The sequence below is a fragment of the Bacteroides sp. 14(A) genome (assembly GCF_000526555.1).
GTDB classification, from domain to species: Bacteria; Bacteroidota; Bacteroidia; order Bacteroidales; family Bacteroidaceae; genus Bacteroides; species Bacteroides cellulosilyticus.
In genome coordinates, this window is the sequence record NZ_JAGH01000002.1 from 1,342,235 (window position 1) to 1,368,328 (window position 26,094).

Annotated in this window: 18 protein-coding genes; 5 read left to right on the forward strand and 13 right to left on the reverse strand. The window is 42.4% G+C overall.

The features are described 5' to 3' along the window. Positions 1-4 precede the first annotated feature (4 nt). Positions 5-2,401 (forward strand): TIM-barrel domain-containing protein, encoded by a 2,397-nt coding sequence (locus K429_RS0112400; protein WP_081750875.1) that lies wholly within the window; start codon positions 5-7, stop codon positions 2,399-2,401. A gap of 158 nt (positions 2,402-2,559) precedes the next feature. On the opposite strand, the gene K429_RS0112405 is transcribed toward K429_RS0112400, so the two are convergent. Beyond that, positions 2,560-5,067, reverse strand: coding sequence for a YfhO family protein (locus K429_RS0112405; protein ID WP_026367127.1), 2,508 nt, complete (start codon positions 5,065-5,067; stop codon positions 2,560-2,562). A gap of 96 nt (positions 5,068-5,163) precedes the next feature. Beyond that, positions 5,164-6,582 (reverse strand): adenosylhomocysteinase, encoded by a 1,419-nt coding sequence (gene ahcY, locus K429_RS0112410; protein ID WP_026367128.1) that lies wholly within the window; start codon positions 6,580-6,582, stop codon positions 5,164-5,166. Positions 6,583-6,754: 172 nt separating this feature from the next. Between ahcY and K429_RS0112415 the strand changes: the two genes are divergently transcribed. Then, positions 6,755-7,927 carry a PAS domain-containing sensor histidine kinase gene (locus K429_RS0112415; RefSeq protein ID WP_026367129.1) on the forward strand — a complete coding sequence of 391 codons (1,173 nt, stop codon included), beginning with the start codon at positions 6,755-6,757 and terminating at the stop codon, positions 7,925-7,927. An 85-nt stretch (positions 7,928-8,012) separates the two neighbouring features. On the opposite strand, the gene K429_RS0112420 is transcribed toward K429_RS0112415, so the two are convergent. The 4 genes from K429_RS0112420 to rpsO form a co-directional block, all read right to left on the reverse strand. Then, entirely contained in the window at positions 8,013-9,659 is a 1,647-nt protein-coding gene (locus K429_RS0112420; RefSeq protein WP_007219290.1) for an AMP-binding protein, read from the reverse strand. 106 nt (positions 9,660-9,765) lie between these two features. Next, a complete protein-coding gene (locus K429_RS0112425) occupies positions 9,766-10,341 on the reverse strand; it encodes a helix-turn-helix domain-containing protein (protein WP_007211819.1) in 576 nt (191 codons plus the stop codon). Positions 10,342-11,069: 728 nt separating this feature from the next. Next, positions 11,070-12,479 carry a DUF4419 domain-containing protein gene (locus K429_RS0112430; protein WP_026367130.1) on the reverse strand — a complete coding sequence of 470 codons (1,410 nt, stop codon included), beginning with the start codon at positions 12,477-12,479 and terminating at the stop codon, positions 11,070-11,072. Between the two features lie 134 nt (positions 12,480-12,613). Further along, positions 12,614-12,883: a 30S ribosomal protein S15 gene (rpsO, locus tag K429_RS0112435; protein WP_007211822.1), complete on the reverse strand. Its 270-nt coding sequence runs from the start codon at positions 12,881-12,883 to the stop codon at positions 12,614-12,616. 157 nt (positions 12,884-13,040) lie between these two features. On the opposite strand from rpsO, the gene typA reads away from it, so the two are divergent. After that, positions 13,041-14,840, forward strand: a complete 1,800-nt coding sequence (gene typA / locus K429_RS0112440; protein ID WP_007211823.1) for a translational GTPase TypA — start codon at positions 13,041-13,043, stop codon at positions 14,838-14,840. Between the two features lie 90 nt (positions 14,841-14,930). Here the strand turns inward: typA and K429_RS0112445 are convergent, their stop codons facing one another. The 5 genes from K429_RS0112445 to pckA all read right to left on the reverse strand — a co-directional run bounded on the left by K429_RS0112445 (position 14,931) and on the right by pckA (position 20,808). Continuing rightward, positions 14,931-15,935 carry a hypothetical protein gene (locus tag K429_RS0112445; protein ID WP_026367131.1) on the reverse strand — a complete coding sequence of 335 codons (1,005 nt, stop codon included), beginning with the start codon at positions 15,933-15,935 and terminating at the stop codon, positions 14,931-14,933. A 16-nt stretch (positions 15,936-15,951) separates the two neighbouring features. Next, a complete protein-coding gene (locus K429_RS0112450) occupies positions 15,952-16,983 on the reverse strand; it encodes a hypothetical protein (RefSeq protein ID WP_026367132.1) in 1,032 nt (343 codons plus the stop codon). An 81-nt stretch (positions 16,984-17,064) separates the two neighbouring features. Beyond that, complete coding sequence (locus tag K429_RS0112455) at positions 17,065-17,709, reverse strand: nitroreductase (RefSeq protein ID WP_026367133.1); 645 nt, start codon at positions 17,707-17,709, stop codon at positions 17,065-17,067. 45 nt (positions 17,710-17,754) lie between these two features. Beyond that, positions 17,755-19,065, reverse strand: coding sequence for a hypothetical protein (locus tag K429_RS0112460; RefSeq protein ID WP_026367134.1), 1,311 nt, complete (start codon positions 19,063-19,065; stop codon positions 17,755-17,757). A 135-nt stretch (positions 19,066-19,200) separates the two neighbouring features. Continuing rightward, entirely contained in the window at positions 19,201-20,808 is a 1,608-nt protein-coding gene (gene pckA, locus K429_RS0112465) for a phosphoenolpyruvate carboxykinase (ATP) (protein ID WP_007211828.1), read from the reverse strand. A gap of 290 nt (positions 20,809-21,098) precedes the next feature. Between pckA and upp the strand changes: the two genes are divergently transcribed. Next, the gene (gene upp / locus K429_RS0112470) at positions 21,099-21,752 is read left to right on the forward strand and encodes a uracil phosphoribosyltransferase (protein WP_026367135.1); all 654 of its coding nucleotides are present in this window, start codon (positions 21,099-21,101) and stop codon (positions 21,750-21,752) included. Positions 21,753-22,228: 476 nt separating this feature from the next. On the opposite strand, the gene K429_RS0112475 is transcribed toward upp, so the two are convergent. Beyond that, on the reverse strand, positions 22,229-22,837 hold the full coding sequence (locus tag K429_RS0112475) for a hypothetical protein (protein ID WP_026367136.1): 609 nt from the start codon (positions 22,835-22,837) through the stop codon (positions 22,229-22,231). Between the two features lie 133 nt (positions 22,838-22,970). Between K429_RS0112475 and K429_RS0112480 the strand changes: the two genes are divergently transcribed. Beyond that, positions 22,971-24,188 (forward strand): sensor histidine kinase KdpD, encoded by a 1,218-nt coding sequence (locus K429_RS0112480; RefSeq protein ID WP_026367137.1) that lies wholly within the window; start codon positions 22,971-22,973, stop codon positions 24,186-24,188. A gap of 503 nt (positions 24,189-24,691) precedes the next feature. Here the strand turns inward: K429_RS0112480 and K429_RS0112490 are convergent. After that, the gene (locus K429_RS0112490; RefSeq protein WP_026367138.1) at positions 24,692-25,819 is read right to left on the reverse strand and encodes an ATP-binding protein; all 1,128 of its coding nucleotides are present in this window, start codon (positions 25,817-25,819) and stop codon (positions 24,692-24,694) included. Positions 25,820-26,094 lie beyond the last annotated feature (275 nt).

Genomic DNA, 26,094 nt, shown 5'->3' on the forward strand with positions numbered 1-26,094 from the left:
AACCATGAACATGAAGTTTTATTCAAAAATCAGTAGTATGCTGGTGGCTGCGGCTTTCTTGTCGATCTTACCTGTCGAGGCACAGATTTTCCGGCAAACCAAGCAGGGAATAACGGGTACTACGCAGGGAATGGATATTGAGATCCAATTTATCAGCCTTGGAATTGTACGTGTGGTGAAGGCACCCGAAGGACGTAGCTTTACAAAGAAAAGCCTTTCTGTGGTTAAGAGTCCTGAAAGCATGTCTGTAACGACCGAGAAGAAAGGAGAAACCGTTTCCCTGAAAAGCAATGCTGTACGCGTTGATTTCAATGTGGAGACCGGGCGGATTTCTTTTTTTGACAAGCAAGGAAAGGCATTGTTTACCGAGAAAGATTATGGTGCTCAGTTTACTCCGTTCAATGATGCGGGGAATCAGACTTTTAGTGTGCGTCAGGCCTTTTTGCTGGATAAGGATGAGGCTATCTATGGTCTGGGACAGCAACAGGTTGATGATCTGAATCAGCGCAATCATAAACATTTCATGCGTCAGCGTGCATTGCATGCCAGTGTTCCAATCATTCAGTCGACGAAGGGGTATGGAATGTTCTGGGATAATTATTCTCCGACCACTTATACAGATAATCCGCAGGAGATGTCCTTTGATTCGGAAGTGGGAGAATGTATGGACTATTACTTCATGTATGGCGGTAACGCCGATGGTGTGATAGCGCAGATACGTGACTTAACAGGACAAGCGCCTATGTATCCGTTGTGGACATTCGGTTTCTGGCAATCGCGTGAGCGTTACAAATCACAACAGGAAACAATGGAAGTTGTAGATAAATACCGTGAACTGGGAATTCCTTTGGATGGAATTGTTCAGGACTGGCAATATTGGGGACCGAACTCTAACTGGAACTCTATGAATTTCGATAATCCGGAGTTCCCTGATCCTCAGAAGATGATTGATCATGTGAAGAAGAAAAATGCGAAGATTATGATCTCCATATGGGCTTCATTCGGGCCGGATACGAATCCGTACAAGGACTTGGAGAAAATCAATGCTCTATTCAATTTCAAGACATGGCCTGCGGACGGGGGAGTGAAAGCTTATGATGCTTATAATGAAAAAGCACGTGATATTTATTGGGAGCACTTGAATAAAGGACTGTTCAGTAAAGGAATTGATGCCTGGTGGACAGATTCAACGGAACCTGACCATCTGGATGTTCAGGAGAGAGATTTCGATATTCCGACAGCGATGGGAACTTATCGTAGCGTAGTAAATGCTTTCCCGTTGATGAGTAATAAGGGAGTTTATGAGCATCAGCGTGCCGTAACCTCTAATAAACGCGTGTATCTGCTGACTCGTTGTGCATTTGCCGGACAACAGCGTTATGCGGCGAATACCTGGTCGGGTGATGTAATGTGTAATTGGGAAACATTCCGTAAGCAGATTCCTACAGGTTTGAACTTCTCTCTATCGGGAATACCTTACTGGAATACGGATATAGGTGGATTCTTTGCCTGGCCTTATCATGGTGGAGCTGAAAATAAAGCCTATCATGAACTGTATACCCGTTGGTTTCAGTATGGTACATTCCTGCCCATGCAGCGTTCGCATGGAAGTGGTGTGAAAAAGGAAATCTACAATCTGGGCAAAAAGGGTGACTGGGTGTATGATTCGGAAGAGAAATACATAAATCTGCGCTATGCATTGCTGCCGTATCTGTATTCAACAGGATGGCAGGTGACTGATAATGCAGGTTCTTTCCTTCGCGCCTTGTTCATGGACTTCAACGAAGATCAGAAAGTACACACTATCAGTAATCAGTATATGTTCGGAAAGGCATTTCTTGTGACTCCTGTAACTAGGAATATGTATGTATTCTCTGATAAGGAACAGTGGAAAGATCCGTATGAAGATTTTAGCAAGACAGGAACACAGGATGTTTATCTTCCGAAGGGAACCAAATGGTTTGACTTCTGGACGGGAGAAGCATTGAATGGTGGACAGGTGGTTACCAAAGAGGTTCCTATCGATATTATTCCATTGTATGTACGTGCGGGTTCCATTGTTCCTTTTGGGCCGAAAGTACAGTATTCTACGGAGAAGAAATGGAATAATCTGGAGATACGCATTTATCCCGGAGCTGATGGCGAATTTGTGCTGTATGAAGATGAAAACGATAATTATGACTATGAAAAAGGTGCTTATTCAACCATTAAGTTTACTTGGGATGATGCAAACCGGACGTTGAATATCGCAGATCGGGAAGGTACTTTTCCCGGTATGTTGAAATCACGTAAGTTCAATATAGTTGTAGTGGATAAGGAGAATGGAACAGGGAGTATTCAGTCGACGAAATTTACGAAATCGGTTTCATATGGTGGGAAGAAGAAATCGGTTAAGCTATGATTGGATTTGATTTCTTGAGTTCTCAATACTGATTTTTCACTACGGATTACACGGATTCGCATAGATTATCTATATGAAAAACATTTTCCCTTAATCTGTGTGAATCTGTGTAATCTGTGGTGATTTCTGATATAACCTTGTGCCCTTTTTATGGACAGTTAGCGTGAACTCAGCTTCTTTCTATATACAATCACCATTATCATAATACCTATCACCATCAGAGCCAGTGCTGCATAAGCGATGCCTTCCGTTACATGCAAGCTCTTCGGATCAAAGCGCATTTCGATGGTATGCTTTCCGGCAGGGACGTACATAGAACGTAAGATATAGTCTGCGCGGGCAATGTCGGCAGGCTCTTCGTCAATGGTGGCTATCCAGCCATCCGGGTAATAGATTTCGGAGAATACGATGACGCCGTCTTTAGAGTTATTCGTTTCATAAATCAGACGGTTCGGTTCGTAGCTTGTCAGACGCACGCTGGAAAGACTGTCTTTATGGGCAGTGGTAATGCCTTTCAGAATATCTTTGAAACGAGCATCTACTACGGCAGTCTCTGTTGGCAATATGGTGTTCAGGGCATCAATTTCCTGGTTGGCATTGTCCACATACTCCACATTGTTGACGAACCAGGCATTGCCGTAAGCGTATGGATTCTCGATAGGAACTGTCTGTCCTTGTCCAGCAGGGAGGATGAAATACTTCGTGTTCAGCATATTCAGAACGCGGAACTTGGAAGCATCCACACTGTCCATCTCACCACCTGCGGTAGCGATAGCCCGATAGGCGGCCTGCATTTCGGGGGAAATATGACGATCTATCATTTCCTGATAACGTCTCAGTTTGGCTGCATGATATCCACCTACGCTCTTGTGCCAGTAAGAAGTTTTATTCTCGCTGAATGCATCTCCGGAAAAGCTTAATACGCGGTAATTCAGGTCAGTGTCTTGGAGGATGATTTCATCAGCTTGCGTTTTCTTAAAGGTGTCAACCTGGGCAGAACGGGGAACGAATTGATCATCGTGCAGATAACGCTTGTTGACACTCCACATATCTACTACACAGAGAATAGCGATGCCGGCAATTACGAATGACTTTCTTAGTTTTCCGTTATAGTAAAGCCACAGCAACACACAGCCAATTACAATGATAATGAAGCTACGCAGTGCGTCGGCGCTTACCATTGCAGCACGCATTTCTGCCAGATTGGAAAGGATACCGGATAGCTCGTTTGCAGGAATCATTTGCTGATTGACTGCATTCTGCAACATCTGCGCTTCCTGTGCGGGGACGAAAGTTGAACTGAAAGCTCCTGGAATCACGGCTAATATCAAAGCTACACCGGCAGTCAGTGCCAGACTGATACCAACGAACTTTATCTTCTTTTTCAATACCTCCGGTTCGTCCAGAATCTTTTTCAGAGCAAAGATAGCCAGTAGTGGAATTGTAAATTCAGCAATAACTAGGATAGATGATACTGCACGGAATTTACTATACATGGGTATATAATCAATGAAGAAATCTGTCAGTGGCATGAAGTTCTTACCCCATGAAAGAACAATGGAGAAGAATGTGGCTCCGATTAATGCCCATTTCAATGGACCTTTGACGATGAAGCAGCCTAGAATGAAAAGGAATAGTACAAAAGCACCTACATATACAGGACCTGACGTCATAGGCTGGTTACCAAAGTATTGGGACAGTTGCTGGTAGAGTCCGGCATAGGTCGGATTGGCTTTTTCCATGGCTGTTTCATTCAGGGCGAGGGGAACGGAAGCACCACCTTTAAAGTTGGGTACTAATAAGGTCCAGGTTTCGCCGATACCATAACTCCATTGGGTGATATAGTCACGGTCCAGTCCGCTACTGGTCTGTTTGGCGGCGTCACCGGTTTCGACGAGCTCGCTTTTGCCGCGCATGGTTTCTTTGCTGTATTCATAAGTGTGATACAGGTTCGACAGATTGACGGATATACCAATCAGCGCAGCTACAACAAGCACACCGCTTGCCTTGAAGAATTGCGGTAAGGTCTTGTTGCGCCATGCATCTTCAAAGTAGGCTCCTACAATGAAGAGGATGACAAATAGGAAGTAATAACTCATCTGTACATGGTTCGACAGAATTTGCAGGGCAATGAACAGTGCTGTAATAATGCCTCCTGCCAGATATTTACCCCGGTAAGCCAGTACGATACCTGCTATTGTAGGTGGTATATAAGCCAGCGTGATAAACTTCCAGATGTGTCCGGCAGATATCAGAATGAAGAAGTAGGATGAGAATGCCCACATTAATCCACCTAATCCTGCCAACCATGTAGGTATACCGAATGCACGCAATAAGATGAAAAAACCCAGCATCAGGATAAATGTCAGGTTGACATACGTAGGCAAAAATAGTTGGTAGACCTTCTGTACCCAGGTCAACGGTTGGGTTGACTCGTAGCTGGGGGCTATCTGATAAGTCGGCATACCACCGAACAGAGAGTTAGTCCAGCGTGTATACTCACCAGTTTCTTCGCGATATTGAGTCGCTTCTTGTCCGGCACCTGCACCGGCAGCCGTGTCATGTTGAAAAAGAATGCGGTTTTCTATATCCGCCGGGAAGAAATAGGCGAATGAAAGTACTGCAAACATAAAGATGACCAGGAGGTCAGGGAGGAGCTTTTTCATAAAAACGGAGTTTTTATGAAGTTGAGAGTTGAGAGTTGAGAGTTTACTGCACTATAATGCTGCATAGTAACTCTCAACTCTCAACTCTCAACTTCGTTAATAACGATAGTGTTCGGCCTTATACGGTCCGTCTACATTCACACCTATATAGGCAGCTTGTTCGGGAGTAAGCTTTGTTAGCTTTACGCCGATTTTCTCAAGGTGCAGGCGTGCTACTTCTTCATCGAGGTGCTTAGGCAGGCGGTAAACACCGGTTTCGTATTTCTTGTTGAACAACTCGATCTGAGCCAATGTCTGGTTGGTGAATGAGTTACTCATAACGAATGACGGATGTCCGGTGGCACAACCCAAGTTTACCAGACGACCATCAGCTAACAGAATAATGCTGTGTCCGTCAGGGAAATAATAGCGGTCTACTTGTGGCTTGATGTTAACGCATTTGATACCAGGATAATGTTTAAGCGCATCCACCTGGATTTCATTGTCGAAGTGACCGATGTTGCAGACAATAGCTTGGTCCTTCATCTGCGTCATGTGGTCGATACGGATAATGTCGATGTTGCCTGTTGTGGTAACAAAGATATTGCCTTGTGTGCAGGCTTCTTCCATGGTTACTACCTCAAAGCCTTCCATAGCGGCTTGCAGAGCACAAATCGGGTCTACTTCCGTAACCAGTACTCGGGCACCGTATGAACGCATGGAATGTGAACACCCCTTACCTACATCACCATATCCGCAGACTACCACTACCTTACCGGCAATCATTACATCCGTAGCACGCTTGATACCATCGGCTAAAGATTCGCGGCAGCCGTAAAGGTTATCGAATTTGGATTTCGTTACAGAGTCGTTTACATTGAATGCCGGGAACAGCAATTTACCTTCTTCCTGCATCTGATACAGACGATGTACGCCTGTAGTCGTTTCTTCAGAAACACCACGTACTTCGGCTGCTACACGTTGCCAGCGAGTAGGATCTGCAGCCAGTACGCACTTCAGAATTGTATTCAGTTCTATTTCATCTTCTGCATGGACTTCTTTGTCCAGGATAGAAGCATTGCTTTCGGCTTCATATCCCACATGTATCATCATGGTAGCGTCACCGCCATCGTCAACGATTACCGTAGGACCTTTACCGCCGGGGAAGTTCAGTGCCTGAAGCGTACACCACCAGTAGTCGGCCAACGTTTCGCCTTTCCAGGCAAATACAGGTACTCCACTTGCGGCAATAGCAGCTGCGGCATGGTCTTGAGTCGAATATATGTTGCATGAGCACCAGCGTACTTCGGCACCCAGTGCCACGAGGGTTTCAATCAGTACCGCTGTCTGGATGGTCATGTGCAGAGAACCCATGATACGAGCGCCTTTCAACGGTTTTGTTTCTCCATACTTTTCGCGAAGAGCCATAAGGCCGGGCATTTCTTGTTCTGCCAGATCGATTTCCTTGCGACCGAAGTCGGCAAGCGTAATGTCTGCCACCTTGTAGGGCAGAGTAGAGAATAATTCTTTAGACATATCTATCAATGATTTAAAATAAAAAGTGATGCAAAGATAGAACATTCTGATTAGTAGGACAAAAGCTATTGGTTTTTTTTAAATAAAAGCCTGCAATATGTGTTGATATAATTGAAAAGATATGCTATATTTGCTCCCCGAAAATGACACTCTACAACATATCTGCCTTGAAATGAGGGATTATAAAGATAAAACGAAAGAAGAACTGCTGGAGATAATCCGGGAACTGGAAGAACAGCTGGCAAGCCGCTCCCTGCCGACCGATCCTTGTCCGGATGAAGAGCCAGAACGCTTCCGTGAGAAATATGGCAAGGAAATACTGGAGGCTATCCCTGATATGTTGACGGTTTTTGATCGTAACCTGGACTACATAGAGCTACTTTCTTCTCCTGATACGAATCACGTGGAAGGTCTGTCCGGTAAAGATAAGTCGCATCCTAACTTGAAGGATATAGTGCCGGAATCAGAATATCGTAAGATTCGTGCTAATATGGAAAAGGTGGTGCGTACCGGTTTCCCCAGTATAGGAGAGCATTCGTTACAGTTTGAAGGTGAGATGCATCATTACGAGAATCTGGTATGTCCACTGGGAGATAAATACTTGTTGTGTATGTGCCGGGACGTGACGAGCCGGGAAAATGCACAGCGTGAGTTAGCTGCTGCCCGTGTAAAAGCTGAAGAATCCGACCGCTTGAAATCGGCATTCCTTGCAAATATGAGTCATGAGATCCGCACGCCTCTGAATGCGATTGTAGGATTTTCAAGATTGGTTATTGATCCGGGGCATGATGGAGACAAGGATGATTACTGCAACATTATCGAGCAGAATTCGGAATTGCTGTTGTGTCTGTTTAATGATATTCTGGACTTGTCTGCTATGGAGGCGGGTTCTTTGGGGTTTGTTAAGGAGAAAGTAAATGTGTATGCAGCCTGTCTTGAAGAATATGAAAGGCACCGAATGAAAGTTAATAAGGGTGTGAAAATGGCGTTGGATGATGTTGACAAGAATCTGTATGTTATCGGAGATAGGATGCGAATCATGCAGGTGCTGATGAACCTGTTAAGTAATGCAGCTAAATTTACTCCGTCCGGAGAGATTCATTTCGGTTATCAGCTTCGGGGGAATGTCGTACAATTCTATGTCAAAGATACGGGTATCGGTATTCCGGCCAATCGGGTGGCTAAGATATTTGAACGTTTCGGTAAGATTAATAACTTTGCGCAAGGGACCGGACTGGGACTGACTGTTTCTCGTATGCTGGTGGAACGGATGGGTGGACGTATTTGGGTACGTTCAGGAGAAGGAATAGGGACGACGTTCTACTTTACGCTGCCGATGACTTAAAGATATTATGAACCAAAGAACCTGCTCTCTTGCATACTTTAGAGAGCAGGTTCTTTGTTCTTTGAAGGGCTGCCAGAGATTAAGATCAGATGATCTCTATCCCCTGTTCCTTACAAAGCTGTAGCCCTACATCTTTCAGTTTGAATTTCTGTATTTTACCGCTGCCCGTCATAGGGAATTCGTCAATAAAGAATACATATTTCGGTATCTTGTAACGTGAAATTTTACCGGTACAGAAGTCACGTACATCTGATTCGTGTATATCCGCTCCTTCCTTCAATATAATGAAAGCACCTACTTCTTCGCCATATTTCTTCGATGGAATGCCTGCCACTTGCACATCCTTCACACCTTCCAGTTTGTAGAGGAACTCTTCAATCTCTCGCGGATAGATATTTTCGCCACCACGGATAATCATATCTTTGATACGTCCGGTGATGCGGTAATTGCCGTCTTCATCTTTCACGCCAAGGTCACCGGAGTGAAGGAAACCGTTCTTGTCGATTACTTCGGCTGTGGCTTGCGGATTTTTATAGTAACCCTTCATGTTGTTATAGCCCCGGTTGCACATTTCGCCTTGCACGCCCACCGGACATTCTTCTCCGGTTTCGGGATCAATCACCATGACTTCTGTGTGTTCGAAATCGTGTCCTACGGTATTGCAACGAACATCAAACGGGTCGTCAATGCGTGAAGCTGTCATGCCCGGCGATGTTTCTGTCAGACCATACACACTCGTAACTTTCATATACATCTTTTCTTCCACCTGCTTCATCAATTCCACCGGACAGAGTGAGCCGGCCATGATGCCGGTGCGCAGGCTGGACATGTCGAACATATCGAACATCGGATGGTGTAACTCGGCAATGAACATCGTGGGTACACCGTACAGAGCCGTGCAACGTTCCTTATGTATGGAGGCGAGAACTACCAGTGGGTTGAAGCGTTCCACCATTACTTCCGTACAGCCATGTGTCAGACAGTTCATGGTGGCAAGTACTACACCGAAGCAGTGGAAGAGGGGGACACAAACGCATAACTTATCGTCGCTGGTGAACTTCATGTGTTCTCCTGTCAGATAGCCGTTGTTAGCTATGTTATAGTGGGTGAGCATAACACCTTTCGGGAATCCGGTGGTGCCGGATGTGTATTGCATATTCACTACATCATGACAGGTTACCTGACTTTTTAGATTATTCAGACATTCGTCTTCCACATTGTTACCCAATAAGAGGATTTCGGCTGTATTGTACATACCGCGATGTTTCTCCTGGCCTACATAAACAACGTTGCGCATGTGCGGGAAACGTTGGCTCTTCAGATGTCCGCGTTCGCAGGTTTTCAGTTCCGGCAGCATGGTGTAAGTCATTTGCACGAAGTCGCTGTCTTTTTCACCATTCACAATGCAAAGGGTGTGCATATCTGAGTTTTCGCACAAGTATTCCAGTTCTGCCTGTTTATAGTTGGTGTTTACGGTGACATAAACGGCACCTATTTTGGCGCAGGCATACAAAAGAGTAAGCCAGTCGGGTACATTAGCGGCCCATATACCCACATGGGTGCCGCGTTCCACTCCGATAGAAATTAGTCCTTTTGCCATGTCGTCTACCCGGCGGTTGAACTGGCTCCAGGTGAAGCGCAGGTTACGGTCGGAATAAACGATATATTCTTTGTCGGGCGTGGTTTCTGCCCAGTGCTCCAGCCATTGGCCGAGCGTTCTTTCGTATAACATGAAAATAGTGATTAGGTGTTTAGTGATATAATGATTAGTACTGGGATAATTAGTGTCAGGTTAGTGATAGGCACAATGCTTGTCACTAACCACTGATCATTTATCACTAAATGGGTGTATAGATTACTGCAAGAATTTTGGCTGCCTGTCCTTCGTAAGCATGCACGTGGTGGGGAACGATGGAGTCGTAATAGATGCTATCTCCTTCTTCAAGCAGATATGTATTTTTGCCGTAACTTATTTCCATGATACCTTCCATGACCATTATAAACTCTTCACCTTCGTGAGAGGAGAGTACGAAATCACTGTCTTCCGTAGCAGCTACATCGATAATAAACGGCTCCATGTGGCGGTCCGCTTTCGACTTGGACAGGGAATGATATTCCATGTGCTTACGGCTCTGGATTGCATTATTGGAGAAGCTGATGCTGTCTTTGGCTTCCGTCTTGCGGCAGATGGCCGGACCCGTTTCATCCTGATCGTCAAGGAAAGTTCCCAGGCGTACACCCAGAACACGTGCTATTTTGATAAGTGGAGCCAGTGATGGCAAGTCAATGTTATTTTCAATGCGTTCAATCTGTTCTACGGCTAAACCGGAACGTTCAGCCAATTGCTCAATGCTGATTGACTGGCTTTCACGGAGTGACTTTATCTTTTCTCCGACAATCTTGCTTGTATCCATAATTGATAATGTTTTTCGCCTATTAGGTTATAAATTGTATTGTTAAGGCACAAAAATAAAACAAACTTTTACTTGGTGCAACAATCCGTGCGGAAAAAAAGAAGCTTTTATTGATTTTATCAGTTTACGATTCTATTAACAAGACTACCTTCTATTTGCGGATTCGCCTGGAATACATACATTGAAAGATTTTTTTGTAAGTATGACTCGCTTCAACGGAAAATTTGGCGATGCTTTACCTTATTGTCTTTTTGACATTTTGTATTTTTTATCTGCTGAGGATGCGTTATATTCGTCCGGACACTCATAAATACAAAAGTATTCAAATTAAAATCTGCAAGGGATAGACTATTAGCGTGGTATCGAAATATTTACATTTTATTTAGATTGAAATCTTCCTTAAAAGTGTACTAATAGGTACGGAACCTGACATAAATAAGTGTATTCTCTGTAAATAGTAACCCTTTTCTCCATAAGTAGTAACCCTTTTGTCTCTAAGTAGTAATGATATCACCTCTAAGTAGTAACCCTTTTCTGCATAAGAAGCATAGATAAGTGAAAGAATATGCAAATATAGCGTATTTTTATTCTTTATCTATCCATAAAACATTCTGGATTGTGACTTTTTAAAAAGGTGTATGTTGTAGAAATGACGAATATAGAATCATTTTGGTGATAAAGTTCCCGTATATCTATGATTATGGCAACGGTTACTTTTGCCCGATTTATCATTTACTTATCCGCGCTCCGTTTATTTTAATTTCAGTATTAGGAAATAACTCTTTTATGCGCTCTATTCCTTTTCCTGCAATCTTTCCGGATAATTCTAATTTCCCGATTTTCACTTCTGAGAGTTCATAGGGGATATCAATCTCATTCGTGAATTCTATCTTCAAGCTCTTAATCTCTTTCAGTTCCAACAGAACGGGAGGGAATTCTTTTACTTTGATTGATATACCACTGCCAATGCCTTCCTCTTGGGCTTCTACTCTTAATTTGCTTAACAGTCCTTTATTTCCAATATCTTTTTTTCTAATCATCCAGCTGATCTGAGGTCTTAGGGCAAAGTTATCTTTGTTCTGTTGCAAGCCAATGAAGCCGGACCATAGTTCTAATGGCGTTTCTATAATCGTATCATTGCGTACTTCCAGATATTTCAAGTCAACTTTCACAATCTCATCGGGCAGGCTGTTACCGCCTTCAAGCTGCTTCAGATTATTTCTTCTTCCATTTTTGTCGTATGGGAAGAATTTTACGATCCATCCGTCAATGATGTCGGGGGCTCCGTATTTCTTTTGTGAGTGATACTTGAACATATTACGCCAGAAGTCTTTGTTTACTTCACCTTTTGATGCTTTTACGAACTCCTCCAAAAGAGGTTCCAGTTCTGAAATCCACCATTCAAGTTTATATTCCTTCAATCTCCGGGCTTTGTCTAAAACCTTTTCCCAATCTTCCGGGGTCCCTTCAAGTGTTATTTCTGGGATTCCGCAAACGATATACATCACGATAAATTCAAAATAGGGTTTCATAGCTTCCATGATTGTTATTTCGGAAGCTACCTTTTCCAGAGAAGTGGTTGTAGAAAAATTGCAGGTAAGTGTTTCAACTAAGTTGCTTCCTGTATGGTTACTTATCTGGTTGGTAAATTGGGGAAAAATCTCTTCCCATGAAAGGGTGGGGTCTTCCAGTTTCTTATTTGCTTTGACGATTAAAGATTGCTTTCCGGAAAAGTCGACAAAAAGATCTCTCATAGATTCTTGGTTTGCATTTACGTGTCGTGCAAATCCCTGGTTGATTAACAGCCAGATCATGTCGGGAGATAAAACAAACGGTCGGTGATTGGCATAGGCCTGATACATACCGTAGAAGAAAGAATTATAGTTGTAGTTTACCAAACTGTCAGGCGCTTCGCTTTTGGCGATAATATTGAAAGGAACATTTATATTCTTTTCTTTTATTTCGTAAGGGTATATTTTAAGGTCGGACAGTATAAGACCTTTATAAATATCTTCATAAGATTTTATGAAAAGCAACTTCTCAGGCTTTGAGAGGTTTTCAACTTTGAACGTGGTCCCGTTTTGAGCGAATGTCGAAATGTAACCAACCATTAATAAACAAAACAGTGTATTTCTCATAGTGCTGACTTTGTTGTTTATACATTGAAATCTTCAGGAAACAAATATAGCAATAAATGGTGGATAGAAGGAAACAAAAAAGGGAAGCTTTTTAACGGCTTCCCTTTTTTAATGCTTTTGCTGCAAGTAACGGATTACTTACGCAGACCGAGCTCTTTAATGATGGCACGATATCTGGTGATGTCGCGATCCTTCAGGTAGTTCAGCAACGCACGGCGTTTTCCTACCAACATTGTCAAGGCTCTTTCAGTACTATAATCTTTTCTGTTGAGCTTAAGGTGCTCAGTCAGGTGGGAAATACGGTATGAAAACAAAGCTATCTGGGCCTCAGCTGAGCCAGTATCAGTGTTAGACTTTCCGTACTTGCCAAAGATTTCTTGCTTTTTAGCAGCGTCTAAATACATAACTTTTAATTAAATTGATATATAAATTTTCTCTTACGAGGCTGCAAAGATAGAGATAATCTTTTATACTGCAATGATATTCAATGAAATTTTTCTCTTGCTGCAACTATATCTAATGCAAAATTCGTACCTTTGCACCCAAATATATAGGTATTGTATGCAAAATATTAGAAACATTGCAATCATTGCCCATGTTGACCATGGGAAAACGACGCTTGTCGATAAGATGCTCTTGGCGGGAAATCTGTTCCGCAGCAACCAGAGCACAGGTGAATTAATGCTGGATAACAACGACTTGGAACGTGAACGAGGGATAACGATCCTTTCTAAAAACGTTTCTATCAATTACAAAGGAACTAAAATCAATATCATTGATACTCCGGGACACAGTGACTTCGGAGGTGAAGTGGAGCGTGTATTGAACATGGCAGACGGATGTATCCTGTTGGTGGATGCTTTCGAAGGTCCGATGCCCCAGACGCGTTTCGTGTTGCAGAAAGCTCTGCAGATTGGTCTGAAACCCATCGTTGTGGTGAACAAGGTAGACAAACCGAACTGTCGTCCGGAAGAAGTATATGAAATGGTGTTCGACCTGATGTTCAGCCTTGAAGCTACGGAAGATCAGTTGGACTTCCCCGTTATTTATGGTTCTGCGAAGAACAACTGGATGAGTACGGACTGGAAGACTCCTACTGATAATATCTTCGCATTACTGGACTGTATTGTAGAGAATATACCGGCTCCCACGCAGTTGGAAGGTACTCCGCAGATGTTGGTGACTTCTTTGGATTATTCTTCTTATACCGGACGTATTGCCGTAGGTCGTGTACATCGTGGTACTCTTAGAGAGGGGATGAATGTATCTTTGGCTAAGCGCGACGGAAGTTTTGTGAAATCAAAAATCAAGGAACTGCATACATTTGAAGGTATGGGACGCGCGAAGGTATCGGAAGTTTCTTCCGGTGACATCTGTGCGTTGGTAGGTATCGAAGGCTTTGAAATCGGTGATACGATCTGTGACTTTGAAAATCCGGAAGCATTGCCGCCTATCGCTATTGACGAACCGACTATGAGTATGTTGTTCGCCATTAATGATTCTCCTTTCTTCGGTCGTGATGGTAAGTTTGTGACTTCTCGTCATATCCATGACCGTTTGATGAAGGAATTGGATAAGAACCTTGCCTTACGCGTACGTAAAAGTGAAGAAGATGGTAAATGGGTAGTTTCCGGTCGTGGTGTACTTCATCTTTCTGTATTGATTGAAACCATGCGTCGCGAAGGTTATGAGCTTCAGGTTGGTCAGCCACAGGTTATCTTCAAGGAGATTGACGGTGTGAAGTGTGAGCCGATTGAAGAACTGACAGTAAATGTTCCCGAAGAATATTCCAGTAAGATTATTGATATGGTAACCCGTCGTAAGGGTGAGATGGTGAAGATGGAGAGTGCAGGCGAACGTGTAAACCTGGAATTTAATATGCCTTCGCGTGGTATCATCGGTTTGCGTACGAATGTACTGACTGCTTCTGCCGGTGAAGCTATCATGGCACACCGTTTCAAAGAATACCAACCGCACAAAGGTGAAATCGAACGTCGTACCAACGGCTCTATGATTGCCATGGAGACGGGAACAGCTTTTGCTTATGCCATTGATAAATTGCAGGATCGTGGTAAGTTCTTTATTTTCCCACAGGAGGACGTGTATGCCGGACAGGTGGTAGGTGAACACTCTCATGATAACGACCTCGTGATTAATGTTACGAAATCCAAGAAGTTGACGAATATGCGTGCTTCCGGTTCGGATGATAAAGTTCGTCTGATTCCGCCTGTACAGTTCTCTTTGGAAGAGGCTTTGGAATATATCAAGGAAGATGAGTACGTAGAGGTTACACCGAAGGCAATGCGTATGCGTAAAGTGATTCTGGACGAGATAGAACGTAAACGTGCAAATAAGAATTAAAGAATAGTGGAGATGAGTTAAACTCATCAAATCTAACGAAAAAAGTAAAGGTGGGCATTCGATTTGAAAGCCCACCTTTACTTTTTTATTTTAGTTTCCTCCTTGCCAGGGTAAATCTTCCTGGGCACTGTTTTCCAGTTCGGTTTCTTCTACATGGATGCTGACATTGCTTCCTGTACCAAAATGATCGATATCGGAAATGACAATCGTATGCATATAATTTCTCTTGAAGCTGATGTTATAGTTCAAGATATCCTCGGCTTCTTTTCTTGTCCGGTGCACGGTGACTTTAACACGGGCATTATCGGTCAGAATCTTTCCTGTTTCAACAAGAGTCGTCAAGGTTCTCATGGAAACCATAAGCTCGGGTGATTCTTTCTTATCAGGAGTCAACCATACAGTCGGTGCACCATCTATTTGGATTTCCAGTTTGCAATCAGCTTGTAATCCGTTCTGTTTGAATTGTACACCGAAGTACCGGCGATAAACTTCCAGTGTATTTGTCTGGTCGGGTGCTACGGTCAATTTGTCGATGATACCATGGTATCTTTGAATAAAAGGACGGGTATAATTGCTCTGTCCCTTGGTTCCTATTTTGGAGTTTTCAAGATCGAAAAGATATTCTTGTGTGCCATCCGGTCGTTCGGCTGTAATGAATTTATTCGTGATTGTACCTAACTTTGGATCGTTTCCTTTGCTGAGTGTCAGTGGATAAAGTGTCCCATCTTTAGTCAATAAAGAGTCCTTTCCTTCTTTTATCATCGTACACGAGATGCGGTATTGATATCCGTCGAGGACATTCAACTTCAGATTCCCGGCTTTGATATTGTCAAAGATGCCATAAGCATAAGGCTTTTGAGTGACTGACCCGTTGGGACTCTGTATGAGCATGGCTACATTTATACCGAAAATCTCTTTCGAAGCATCGGCACGGCTCATTGGTTTTTCTGTGAGGGAACACTCGCCACCTATATTAAGGTCCAGCTCAGTGTAAGTAGGCTCTTTCTCTTTATAAACATCTTCTCCTTTAAGGCAAGATTGCAGAATCTGACTCAGGACGACTAATCCCGCTAAAATTAAATGTTTTGTTTTCATATATCTGTTTGTTTGATTATCCAATGTTTTGATGTTCTTCTTCTGTGGGGTCCAAATCGGTGTTATCTCCTTCAAATGAGATAGAAGTATTTGCATCGTAATGCTTATCTATATTTATAATCTTTATCAGATTCTTTTTATTTCGTTGAATAGTAATGGATTGGTTTGAGATGATACTGGTCCATTCTTCAGCGTTCTTTGGGCGGTAATAGACGTTGATAGGCAGATTTTCTGTGGCGTTGATATTGCCGTTTCCGATGTTGGCGACATTTTGTAGAGAAAATAGCCTCTCTTCCGACATGGAAAGGGAAGTAGTGGCATCGGTACATTCTATGAGAAATGCTTTGGCATTGCTGGTTTCTACTTTGATGGAATCTCCTATAGATAAGTTCTCAGCTGCAAATCGCAGAGTATAATATGCTCTTTTCAGTTCAATAGAAACAAACTTTGCCGGACGATTACCTTCGGTTACGGGATCGGCATTGATCAAGTCAAGTGTTGCGCTGCCATAAAAGCGATGTGTGTCCGTAGGACGTTCACTGATCTCATTGGCTTCCAAGTGCATCGCTCCTTTATAAATGTGTTGGTGGAAATTCTGGTTTTCGTTTAGAGGATTGATGGAAATAACCAGCTTATTGGTGACAGCGGCATCTACCCGTTTATCTGTTGTGATAGAAAATGGGAGTCCGAAATATCCATTGTTGTTATAAGGAAGTTCATTCTTTTTCAGAAAGGTGCAGTCGAACCGATAAATATATCCTTCAATCAGTCCGATGCTTATATCTGAAATATCTTCAAAAAGTCCGGTTGCATAAGGCTGAAAGGTAGAACCCTTTTTCCAGAAAACATTCACTGCATAAATTCCGGCTTCCTGAACTGTAGCTCTGCTTAAAGGTTGTGAATCATATTCCAGAGAAGGCCCGATTTGTAGGCCTATCCAGATTTCTTTTCCATTGATATCAGGAGTATTATTCTCATCAGAGCACGATGAGAATAATATCATCCAGATAAGAGCTATAAATAAGCTATGTGTATCTGCTATTTTCATACATTTCAAGTGATTATCCTACAAATGTAGTAAATAATCTTATGCAAATGGAGATGACAATGCAGAATCTTTAAAAAATCTTTAATCTATGAATTTAATCTTCTCCGCATTTCTCGGTTTAGCTGCCGGAGTTTCATCCGGATAACCGAATGCGATGCAATAGAGCAACTCATATCCTTCCGGAATATCGAGTCTCTTCAAATATTCTGCTGCATCCGGTGTGGAGTTTATAAATCGTGTCGGTCCTCCTAAACAACAGGAACCTATACCCATAGACCAAGCTGAGAGAATCATGTTCTCACCCAATAAACCACAGTCTATCTGTGACAGATCATAAGACTTGTCATTGGCGATAAATACTATTGTAGGAGCATTGCGGAACATATTCTTGAAGTTAGGATCTTCGGCAGCTTTCGGATTCTGTTTCTTGTAAACTTCGGTGATACCATTGATAAAATCCGGATTATCCACTACTCGGATTGCCCAGGACTGCTTGTTCTGACCGTTGGGGGCATTGATACCGCAGTTCAGTATAATCTGCATAGTATCGCGGTTCACTGCTTGCGGCTTGTATTTACGAATACTGCGGCGTGACATCATATTCTCAATTACTGCATTTTCATTGCTTGCTTTCTCAGTCACAGTTGTACTCTCTTTTACTTGCATGCCGCATCCGCAGCACAGCAACAGGCAGGCACCTGCTAACATCAATTTGATACTTTTCATATTGCTTTGTTTAATATTGGTTTTCGCAAAGCTAACAAAAAAGATTTAGTAATGAAGTGATTCCAATTCTTTTCTTACCAACCAGTATCCAACCTGTGCTTCGGATATGCCTTCAATCAGTTGATAAGGACATATAAATTGATCGTTCTGAATTCTTGAATCCATATAATAGAAAGAACATGCACTGTCTTTCTCAAAATGTTTGGCATATTCCAGAATGTGGGTCGATATAAGGAATGAGCAATGCAAATACTTTTTGAGTAATTCGTTTACTGCGACAGAAGCTTCAAAGGCATCCTGTGCGTTTGTTCCGCGAAACATTTCATCCAGTATTATCAGACATCGCTTACCGGATGTCGCTTTTTGAAGAACTTCTTTGATTCGTAGAATTTCTGCCATAAAATGACTTCTGCCATCGCGCAGGGAGTCCGGGAGGTTGATTGAAGTATAGATTCCATCAAAAACAGGACAGATCATTGAACGGGCTGGAACCGGTAATCCGCAGTGTGCCAGCCATACAGCGATTGTGATGGCTTTGAGGGTTGTTGATTTACCGGCCATATTGGAGCCTGTAAGAATGCATATATTGCCGTTTGACATCTTCCAGTCGTTACTTCGTCCCTCTTTGGTGAACGGGTGTACAAAGCCAGTAATAGATAAATCCATCGTATCTGTCATTTCCGGACAGCAACAGAAACCTCTGTTGATTGCTACATGCTGTGCTGTGCGGCATACGTCCAGCATATAAATTTGAGAAAGTAACCCTCTGATCAGTTCAAAATGGATACAACGAAACAGGTAATCGTATTTGTCGGTGGTATAGTTGGAGGGAGATTTCTCTTTATCTTTATAGAGGCCGATAACTTCTTTCAGTTCGCTGCCATGTATAGTGTCCTGAATGCTTTGTGCTAATTCTTTCAATAGTAAAGGAGCATTTTCCAGGGTGTTTTTTCGCAATGTATCCAATCGGTTCAATAACAGGATAATTAAGGTTACACCTCGTCTGATGATATAGCGTTGAGCGTCGTGTCTTAATAAACGGTCGAACGCTGAAGTCAGCGACACTAAAATATTAGGTCTTCTGATCTGATCACGATATTCCAGATAATATTCGATAAAGTCGAGCTCTTCTTCATCCAAAGGAAGTTCGGGTAACTCTTTCCAGGCTATCGCTTCTTGTCTTTTTCGTATGGCAGATATATCGTTCAGGGGAGAGGTAATCCAATCGAGCATCATGCGTTTTCCGTTTTTAGTCTCCGTTCCGGAGAATAAAGAGTAGAGGGGATATTCGTCATATATTCCTTCTGTAATGCTCAAATCTGCCTGCGTTTGCTTGTCCGTATCCAGATAAGTCATATTCTTAGGTATTACGTATAGCGCAAAAGTAGGAAAATAATTAGGAAGAACAAACGAAACAGATAAAAACAAGGAAAGCGGCTCTTGATATCAAGAGCCGCTTTCGCATATATATCTAAACTGGTTTTATTCAGATTAGAGCTTCGGACCAGCAGCAACCAGTGCTTTACCAGCTTCGTTACCAGTGAACTTAGCAAAGTTCTTGATGAAACGGCCAGCCAGGTCTTTTGCTTTTTCTTCCCACTTGCAAGCACATTCGTAAGTGTCGCGAGGATCAAGGATCTTCGGATCAACGTTCGGCAATTCAGTCGGAACAACGAAGTCAAAGAAAGGAATAACCTTAGTAGGAGCCTTGTCGATAGAACCGTCAAGGATAGCGTCGATGATACCACGAGTATCTTTGATAGAGATACGCTTGCCGCTACCGTTCCAGCCAGTGTTTACCAAGTATGCCTTAGCACCTACCTTATTCATCTTCTTAACCAGTTCTTCTGCATATTTAGTCGGGTGCAATGACAAGAAAGCAGCGCCGAAGCAAGCAGAGAATGTCGGAGTCGGTTCAGTGATACCACGTTCTGTACCAGCCAACTTAGCGGTGAAACCAGACAGGAAGTAGTACTGAGCTTGTTCCGGGTTCAGGATAGATACCGGAGGCAATACACCGAAGGCATCAGCTGACAGGAAGATTACCTGGTGAGCGTGAGGACCTTTAGATACCGGTTTAACGATGTTATTGATGTGATAGATAGGATAAGAAACACGAGTGTTTTCTGTAACGCTCTTGTCAGTGAAGTCAATCTTACCATCAGCAGCAACAGTTACGTTTTCCAACAAAGCGTCACGTTTGATAGCGTTGTAGATATCGGGTTCGCTGTCTTTGTCCAAGTTGATAACCTTAGCATAGCAACCACCTTCGTAGTTGAATACACCTTCGTCATCCCATCCGTGTTCGTCATCACCGATCAGCAGACGTTTCGGGTCAGTAGACAAGGTAGTTTTACCTGTACCAGACAGACCAAAGAAGATAGCAGAGTCAGTACCTTCCATGTTGGTGTTGGCTGAACAGTGCATAGAAGCGATGCCACGAAGCGGGTTCTTGTAGTTCATGATAGAGAACATACCCTTCTTCATTTCACCACCGTACCAAGTATTCAAGATAACTTGTTCGTTAGTCTTCAAGTTGAATACAGTAGCTGTTTCAGAGTTCAGACCCAGTTCCTTGTAGTTGTCAACTTTTGCTTTAGAAGCGTTGAAAGATACGAAATCGGGTTCTCCGTAGTTAGCGAGTTCTTCAGCAGTCGGGCGGATGAACATGTTAGTTACGAAGTGAGCCTGCCATGCTACTTCCATGATGAAACGTACTTTCATACGAGTACTTTCGTTAGCACCACAGAATGTATCAACAACGAACAGACGTTTGCCGCTCAATTCTTTTACAGCTTTAGCCTTCAGGTCAGCCCAAGCTTCTTCAGAGCAAGGTTTGTTGTCGTTTTTGTATTCGTCTGAAGTCCACCATACAGAATCTTTGCTGGCTTCATTCATAACGAAGAATTTATCTTTAGGAGAACGACCGGTATAGATACCTGTCATTACGTTTACAGCACCCAGTTCAGTTACCTGACCTTTTTCAAAACCTTCCAAACTTGGTTTGGTTTCTTCTGCGAACAGTACATCATAAGACGGGTTGTGGATGATTTCCTTCACGTCTTTGATACCGTACTTGCTTAAATCTAAATTTGCCATTTCTTTTAATGATTTAAAATTTTGGTATTTGGTTTATTTATCTCTTGCTAATTCTTTTTACCTTTATCTATCTCAAGGGGGAAGGAAACCGGTATGAATTAAGCCATATTCCGAACAGTCCCTTGTTTTTCGCGTACAAAAGTAGTATTTTCTTTCGAAACAATCACCTGATTAGAGAAATTTTTCTTTAATGAGAAGTCTTTTATAACTCCATAACAATATCTGCAAACTGAATGTTGCAAATTGCACAAGAAATCGTTTACTTTGCGCATATTAATTCAAATCACATCATGAAAATTATCAATTTTGCCGAGACAAACTCCATCCTGAACCAGTATATTGCCGAGATCCGGGATGTACAAGTACAAAGCGACCGCCTTCGCTTCCGCCGAAACATTGAACGCATCGGGGAAATTATGGCCTATGAAATGAGTAAGGACTTTGCTTATTCTCAGAAGAATATCCAGACTCCGCTGGGGATAGCACCCGTGCAAACTCCGGATAATCAATTGGTATTAAGCACCATTTTGCGTGCCGGGTTGCCTTTCCATCAGGGCTTTCTGAGCTACTTTGACGGTGCGGAAAATGCTTTCGTTTCCGCTTACCGGAAATATAAGGATACGCTGAAGTTTGATATTCATATTGAATATATTGCTTCACCGCGCATCGACGGAAAGACGCTGATTATTACAGACCCAATGTTAGCAACTGGTAGCAGTATGGAGTTGAGTTACCAGGCTATGCTGACGAAGGGGCATCCGGCGGAGATACATGTCGCTTCTATCATTGCCAGCCGTCAGGCTGTGGAACACATTGCTGAAACACTCCCCGAAGACAAGACTACAATCTGGTGTGCAGCCATTGATCCGGAGATAAATGAGCATTCGTATATTGTTCCGGGACTGGGAGATGCAGGAGATTTGGCATTCGGCGAAAAGGAATAGATACCAATAAAAAGTTTCCCCAATCTACCCTCACTACCCTCACTTTGGGGATAGATCAATAATAATTAGGATGTTAAGTGTGGTGGTAGTAAAAAATCCTGTGTGAGGGTAAGTGGGTTACTCTCACTGTGTGTTTCGTCCTGGTTTTGGTCTATAATCAGCCCTTAACGGAATGGGGCATTCATTTGTTTTACATCAGCTGTTATTCTGTTTATAATCAGTGAAATATCTCATTTAGCTTAGGAATAATCAGGTGTTGACCTTGGTTAACCGGCCGATTAACCTTGATTAATAGGCTCGTCAACCAAGGTTAACCGGCCGCTTGATCAAGGTTAATACCCAATAAGGCTTAGTGTGGAATGCAAAAAGATCTAGGGTAAAGACAGATGATTGCCTGTTTGTTTAGGAATGCTTCCTAATGGTTTGGTTGCAGAAGGTATGGAGATGATTTTTATTACAATGGTGATTTGGAATCTTTAGTCATTCTTTCCGTAATTGCGCTTTATAATAGTGGCCTGAAAGGCTTTTTTACCGGCCAGTAGCAGGTCTTCGTCATCAAAGGCACGAAGGCTGTACCAAAAAAGAAAATCTCCCGTACCACCCAGAATACCGAATAGTCCCAGGAAGAATATATTGGCCTCTCCTGTACAGAATCCATGGATTGTAGGCATCACTCCCAATAAGATGCCCGGTAATAATAAGGATACCCGATAGAACTTCAATGGAATAGGACGAGTCAGAGAAAATCCTACTCCAGTCCAGTCAAAATGCCAGTGTAGGAGCTTTTTATCCTTTCCGCTAAACCAGTAAAGAATCCCTGCCTGGATTAGTATATAAAACACGAGGAGTAAAAATATGCAAAGCATAACTTGGGGACTACTGATTCCTTTTACAGAGGTACCCAATAAACGACCGGCACTATAGGATGAAGGTTCATCCCATACATAAACAAACAGATAGCTACCTATCAGGAACAGAATGAAGAAAAACAGAAATCCTCTTATGTTGATAGACTTTGCTGTGAGTTTCACTTCCACTCCATCCGGGCGGTTGAATGGTTCCTTATTTGCTTCTTTCTTTTCCATAATTCCTTTTTACTGATTTCTACGCTGCAAAGATAACAAGAGTATGAAATTAATTTAGGTTATCAGAATGTTATCTTTATGTTAAGGTGGAAAGAAAAGTTTATCTATATTTGCCTGAAATATAGAATGCTTGATGAAAAAGTCGTATTATATACTTCTTACAATAACTGCAACAGCAGCTGTCCTGTACTTGCTTGGAAATTGGGTAGGACGAAGTTTCGGACTGAACCGGCAGCAAGTGATACGTAATATCCACGAAGCTTACGGCCGTGCGACGGATGCATTTGAAGCCGGACAAACTAAGGATCTGGCTGCTTTTTTCCGTAATGAACTGGATGAAGTGGATTTGAAGCGGATCAAGTTTCGCCTGGATACGGTACCTTTATACGGTGATTCTATCGTATTGAAACAGGATTTACGATATTTTTCTGATTATCGGAAACTGTTGGAGCAACACTATACCTTTGTATGTCCTGTGAATGACGCTCAGGGAGTACATGCTTATATCCAGAATCTTCGTGCCGGGTTCATCGGCAAACTGCTTTATATGTTCTTCGGAACGATAGTGGCTTTGGGACTTCTATTATTTGCCATACGTAAGCAGGTGGATATTATCCGCCGGCAGGATGAGTTGGCACGAATGCGTGAAGATTTCTCTTCTGCTATGGTTCACGACATGAAGAATCCGATCAGTTCCATCCTGATTGGGCTTAAAGTGCTTCGTAGTGGAAAGGTAGATAGTAAGCCTGAGAAGAAAGAAAAACACTTCGATATACTGGAGGCGGAAGCTCAACATTTGCTTGCACTGGCCAATAAAGTACTGACTATCTCTAAACTGGAACATGGACAATTACTGTTGGATAAGAATTGGATTCAACTCCGTCCTATGGTGGATGAGTTGGTACACACGTTCACGGCTAAGGCAGAAAAGTCTATCACATTTCAGGTTGATTTGCAGGCAGAGGGAGCTTATGCTGATGAGGAGTATCTGAAAGAGGCTTTAAGTAACCTGGTAGATAATGCTGTGAAGTATTCTAAGGATACAATAGATATACAGATTACTTCCTGCCTTTCCGGACAGTATATTCAGATCAGGGTGCGGGATAATGGAATCGGTATCCCGCTTGCGGCTCAACGGATTGTATTTGATAAGTTTGAACGCGTCATTACCCGGAATGAGGATGAGAAGAAGAAAGTATCTGGTTTCGGTTTGGGACTGAACTATGTGATGAATGTAGCCCGGGAGCATGGAGGGTATGTCAGTGTGGAGAGTATAGAAGGGAAATATAGCGAATTTACTGTTTCTTTGCCGTTGCCGGCGGAGAACGAAGAGGCTAATCCGGAGGATTGATATTCTCTTGTCGTATATGAGCGTGACCGGGCCTGTCTATTTTTTTACAGACAAGCCGGATCACGTTCTTTTAAATTGTTATTCTACAGGTGGGACTGAACATTACGGCACGATACCGGTGCAAGGTCTGGAGAGCTTGCTGGGAAAACCGGTCAAAGATTAATCTTCTACCCATAGAACAGTGATGCTAAAGGTTAATGTATGCCTGATGCAGATATACATTAATTCTTTTATTATCAAAGGGAAAGGACAGGAAAACTTAGAAAGCACAGTTATTCTAATACTCCTTCTGGAATTGCAGGGATCAAATTGAAGTTCCGATAATGTCAGTCAGTTCTGTTGTTTCTTGTTTTCTCCTAATGGGAACTCCGTTTTCCTCTTGTGGAAACGCTCGTTCCCTTTAATGGAACTGTGCTGTATTGACTTATCTTTTTGTTCTATAACTGAAGAGGTGTCTACTATACCTCTTTTCCCTTATTTTATTCAAGGTAATGACTCTGTACTTACATAACCCATTCCAGATAATTCTCTGGCGTAATGACTACAGTCTCTTTGACCGGATAATTATTCAAGAAAGGAGATGGAAAGGTGATTGGACGTTTATTAGGATTCCACTTCATTTCAAAAGCGGTGAAGTTGCCGTCTGCTTCTTCTATATAGTCTATTTCTTGTTGTTGAGTGGTTCTCCAGAAGAAGCTTTTTGCATAATTCCCGTTGTAATGATTTGCTTTGATGCGTTCGCTGATGAAGAAGTTCTCCCATAAAGCGCCTGTGTCTTGGCGGAGAGATAGCGGTGCAAAATTCTGGATGACGGCATTGCGGATGCCATTATCATAAAAGTATATTTTCTTGCTCTTTTTGAGTTCTGTTCGTAAGTTACGGTTGAAAGCATTCAGGCGGAAAATGACATAGCATTTCTCTAATAAGTCGATGTATTTTTCTACGGTTTTGTTGTCGGTCCCGATGGTTTGCGCTACTTCGTTATAGGATACTTCACTGCCTACTTGCAGGGCAAGGGCGATAAGTAACTTTTCCAGCAGTATGGGGCGGCGTATCTCGTTCATTGCCAACAGGTCTTTATACAGGTAGCTGTTGGCTATGTTCATTAATAATTCTTTAGCCTCATCAGTATGATTGATAATGTCCGGATAAGAACCGTATATAAGCCGGGATTCAAACATTTGTTTGACTGGCAATAAACCTTGGCTGTCATATAATTCTGCCGTAGAGATGGGATAGAGGTGATATTCATATTTTCGTCCTGTGAGAGGTTCGTTCAGATTACTTTGTAATTCAAACGATGAAGAACCGGTGACGAGAAGCTGCACGTTGGTGAAATTGTCTGTAATGCGTTTTAGGGTTAAACCTATTTCTGATACACGTTGTGCCTCGTCTATTACGATAATTCTGTTGTTGCCGATCAGCATTTTCAGTTCGGAGGTATTGATGTTGGCTAACATCTCTTTCACTTCCGGTTCGTCGCAGTTCAATGTCAGTACTGCTTCTTTTCGTCCTTGAGTGATTTGATTAAATAGTGTACTTTTTCCTACTTGTCTTGCACCGATCAGGATAATCGCCTTTCCTTTGAATAGCTTACTCTCAATTACCGGCTGAAGTCTTCTTTGTATCATCTCTTTCATCTTACTTTATTTCAAGGCAAATATAGGCTTTTAATACTTAAATCCCAAAATTATATATGATATTTAGGATTATAATCCCAAAATTATATATGATATTTGGGATTACCTGTTGGCGGGATTAATTAAGAATGGTACAGTAATGAACTAAATGCTGATAATGATTTAGGCGCGGATTACGCGGATTACACGGATTAATGGCTGCGCTATCACACTATATTACAGGAAAAGAATCCGCGTAATCCGCGCCTAAAATTATATTCATAACC

What these genes read in the sequence shown, in the direction of transcription:
- K429_RS0112480 (WP_026367137.1), top strand. Translation starts at nt 22,971, where the DNA reads ATGAAAAAGTCGTATTATATACTTCTTACAATAACTGCAACAGCAGCT.
- K429_RS0112420 (WP_007219290.1), bottom strand. Translation starts at nt 9,659, where the DNA reads ATGTTATACGAAAGAACGCTCGGCCAATGGCTGGAGCACTGGGCAGAA.
- ahcY (WP_026367128.1), bottom strand. Translation starts at nt 6,582, where the DNA reads ATGTCTAAAGAATTATTCTCTACTCTGCCCTACAAGGTGGCAGACATT.
- K429_RS0112455 (WP_026367133.1), bottom strand. Translation starts at nt 17,709, where the DNA reads ATGAAAAGTATCAAATTGATGTTAGCAGGTGCCTGCCTGTTGCTGTGC.
- upp (WP_026367135.1), top strand. Translation starts at nt 21,099, where the DNA reads ATGAAAATTATCAATTTTGCCGAGACAAACTCCATCCTGAACCAGTAT.
- K429_RS0112400 (WP_081750875.1), top strand. Translation starts at nt 5, where the DNA reads ATGAACATGAAGTTTTATTCAAAAATCAGTAGTATGCTGGTGGCTGCG.
- pckA (WP_007211828.1), bottom strand. Translation starts at nt 20,808, where the DNA reads ATGGCAAATTTAGATTTAAGCAAGTACGGTATCAAAGACGTGAAGGAA.
- K429_RS0112475 (WP_026367136.1), bottom strand. Translation starts at nt 22,837, where the DNA reads ATGGAAAAGAAAGAAGCAAATAAGGAACCATTCAACCGCCCGGATGGA.
- K429_RS0112450 (WP_026367132.1), bottom strand. Translation starts at nt 16,983, where the DNA reads ATGAAAATAGCAGATACACATAGCTTATTTATAGCTCTTATCTGGATG.
- K429_RS0112415 (WP_026367129.1), top strand. Translation starts at nt 6,755, where the DNA reads ATGAGGGATTATAAAGATAAAACGAAAGAAGAACTGCTGGAGATAATC.
- K429_RS0112405 (WP_026367127.1), bottom strand. Translation starts at nt 5,067, where the DNA reads ATGAAAAAGCTCCTCCCTGACCTCCTGGTCATCTTTATGTTTGCAGTA.
- K429_RS0112490 (WP_026367138.1), bottom strand. Translation starts at nt 25,819, where the DNA reads ATGATACAAAGAAGACTTCAGCCGGTAATTGAGAGTAAGCTATTCAAA.
- K429_RS0112425 (WP_007211819.1), bottom strand. Translation starts at nt 10,341, where the DNA reads ATGGATACAAGCAAGATTGTCGGAGAAAAGATAAAGTCACTCCGTGAA.
- K429_RS0112460 (WP_026367134.1), bottom strand. Translation starts at nt 19,065, where the DNA reads ATGACTTATCTGGATACGGACAAGCAAACGCAGGCAGATTTGAGCATT.
- K429_RS0112445 (WP_026367131.1), bottom strand. Translation starts at nt 15,935, where the DNA reads ATGAAAACAAAACATTTAATTTTAGCGGGATTAGTCGTCCTGAGTCAG.
- K429_RS0112430 (WP_026367130.1), bottom strand. Translation starts at nt 12,479, where the DNA reads ATGAGAAATACACTGTTTTGTTTATTAATGGTTGGTTACATTTCGACA.
- rpsO (WP_007211822.1), bottom strand. Translation starts at nt 12,883, where the DNA reads ATGTATTTAGACGCTGCTAAAAAGCAAGAAATCTTTGGCAAGTACGGA.
- typA (WP_007211823.1), top strand. Translation starts at nt 13,041, where the DNA reads ATGCAAAATATTAGAAACATTGCAATCATTGCCCATGTTGACCATGGG.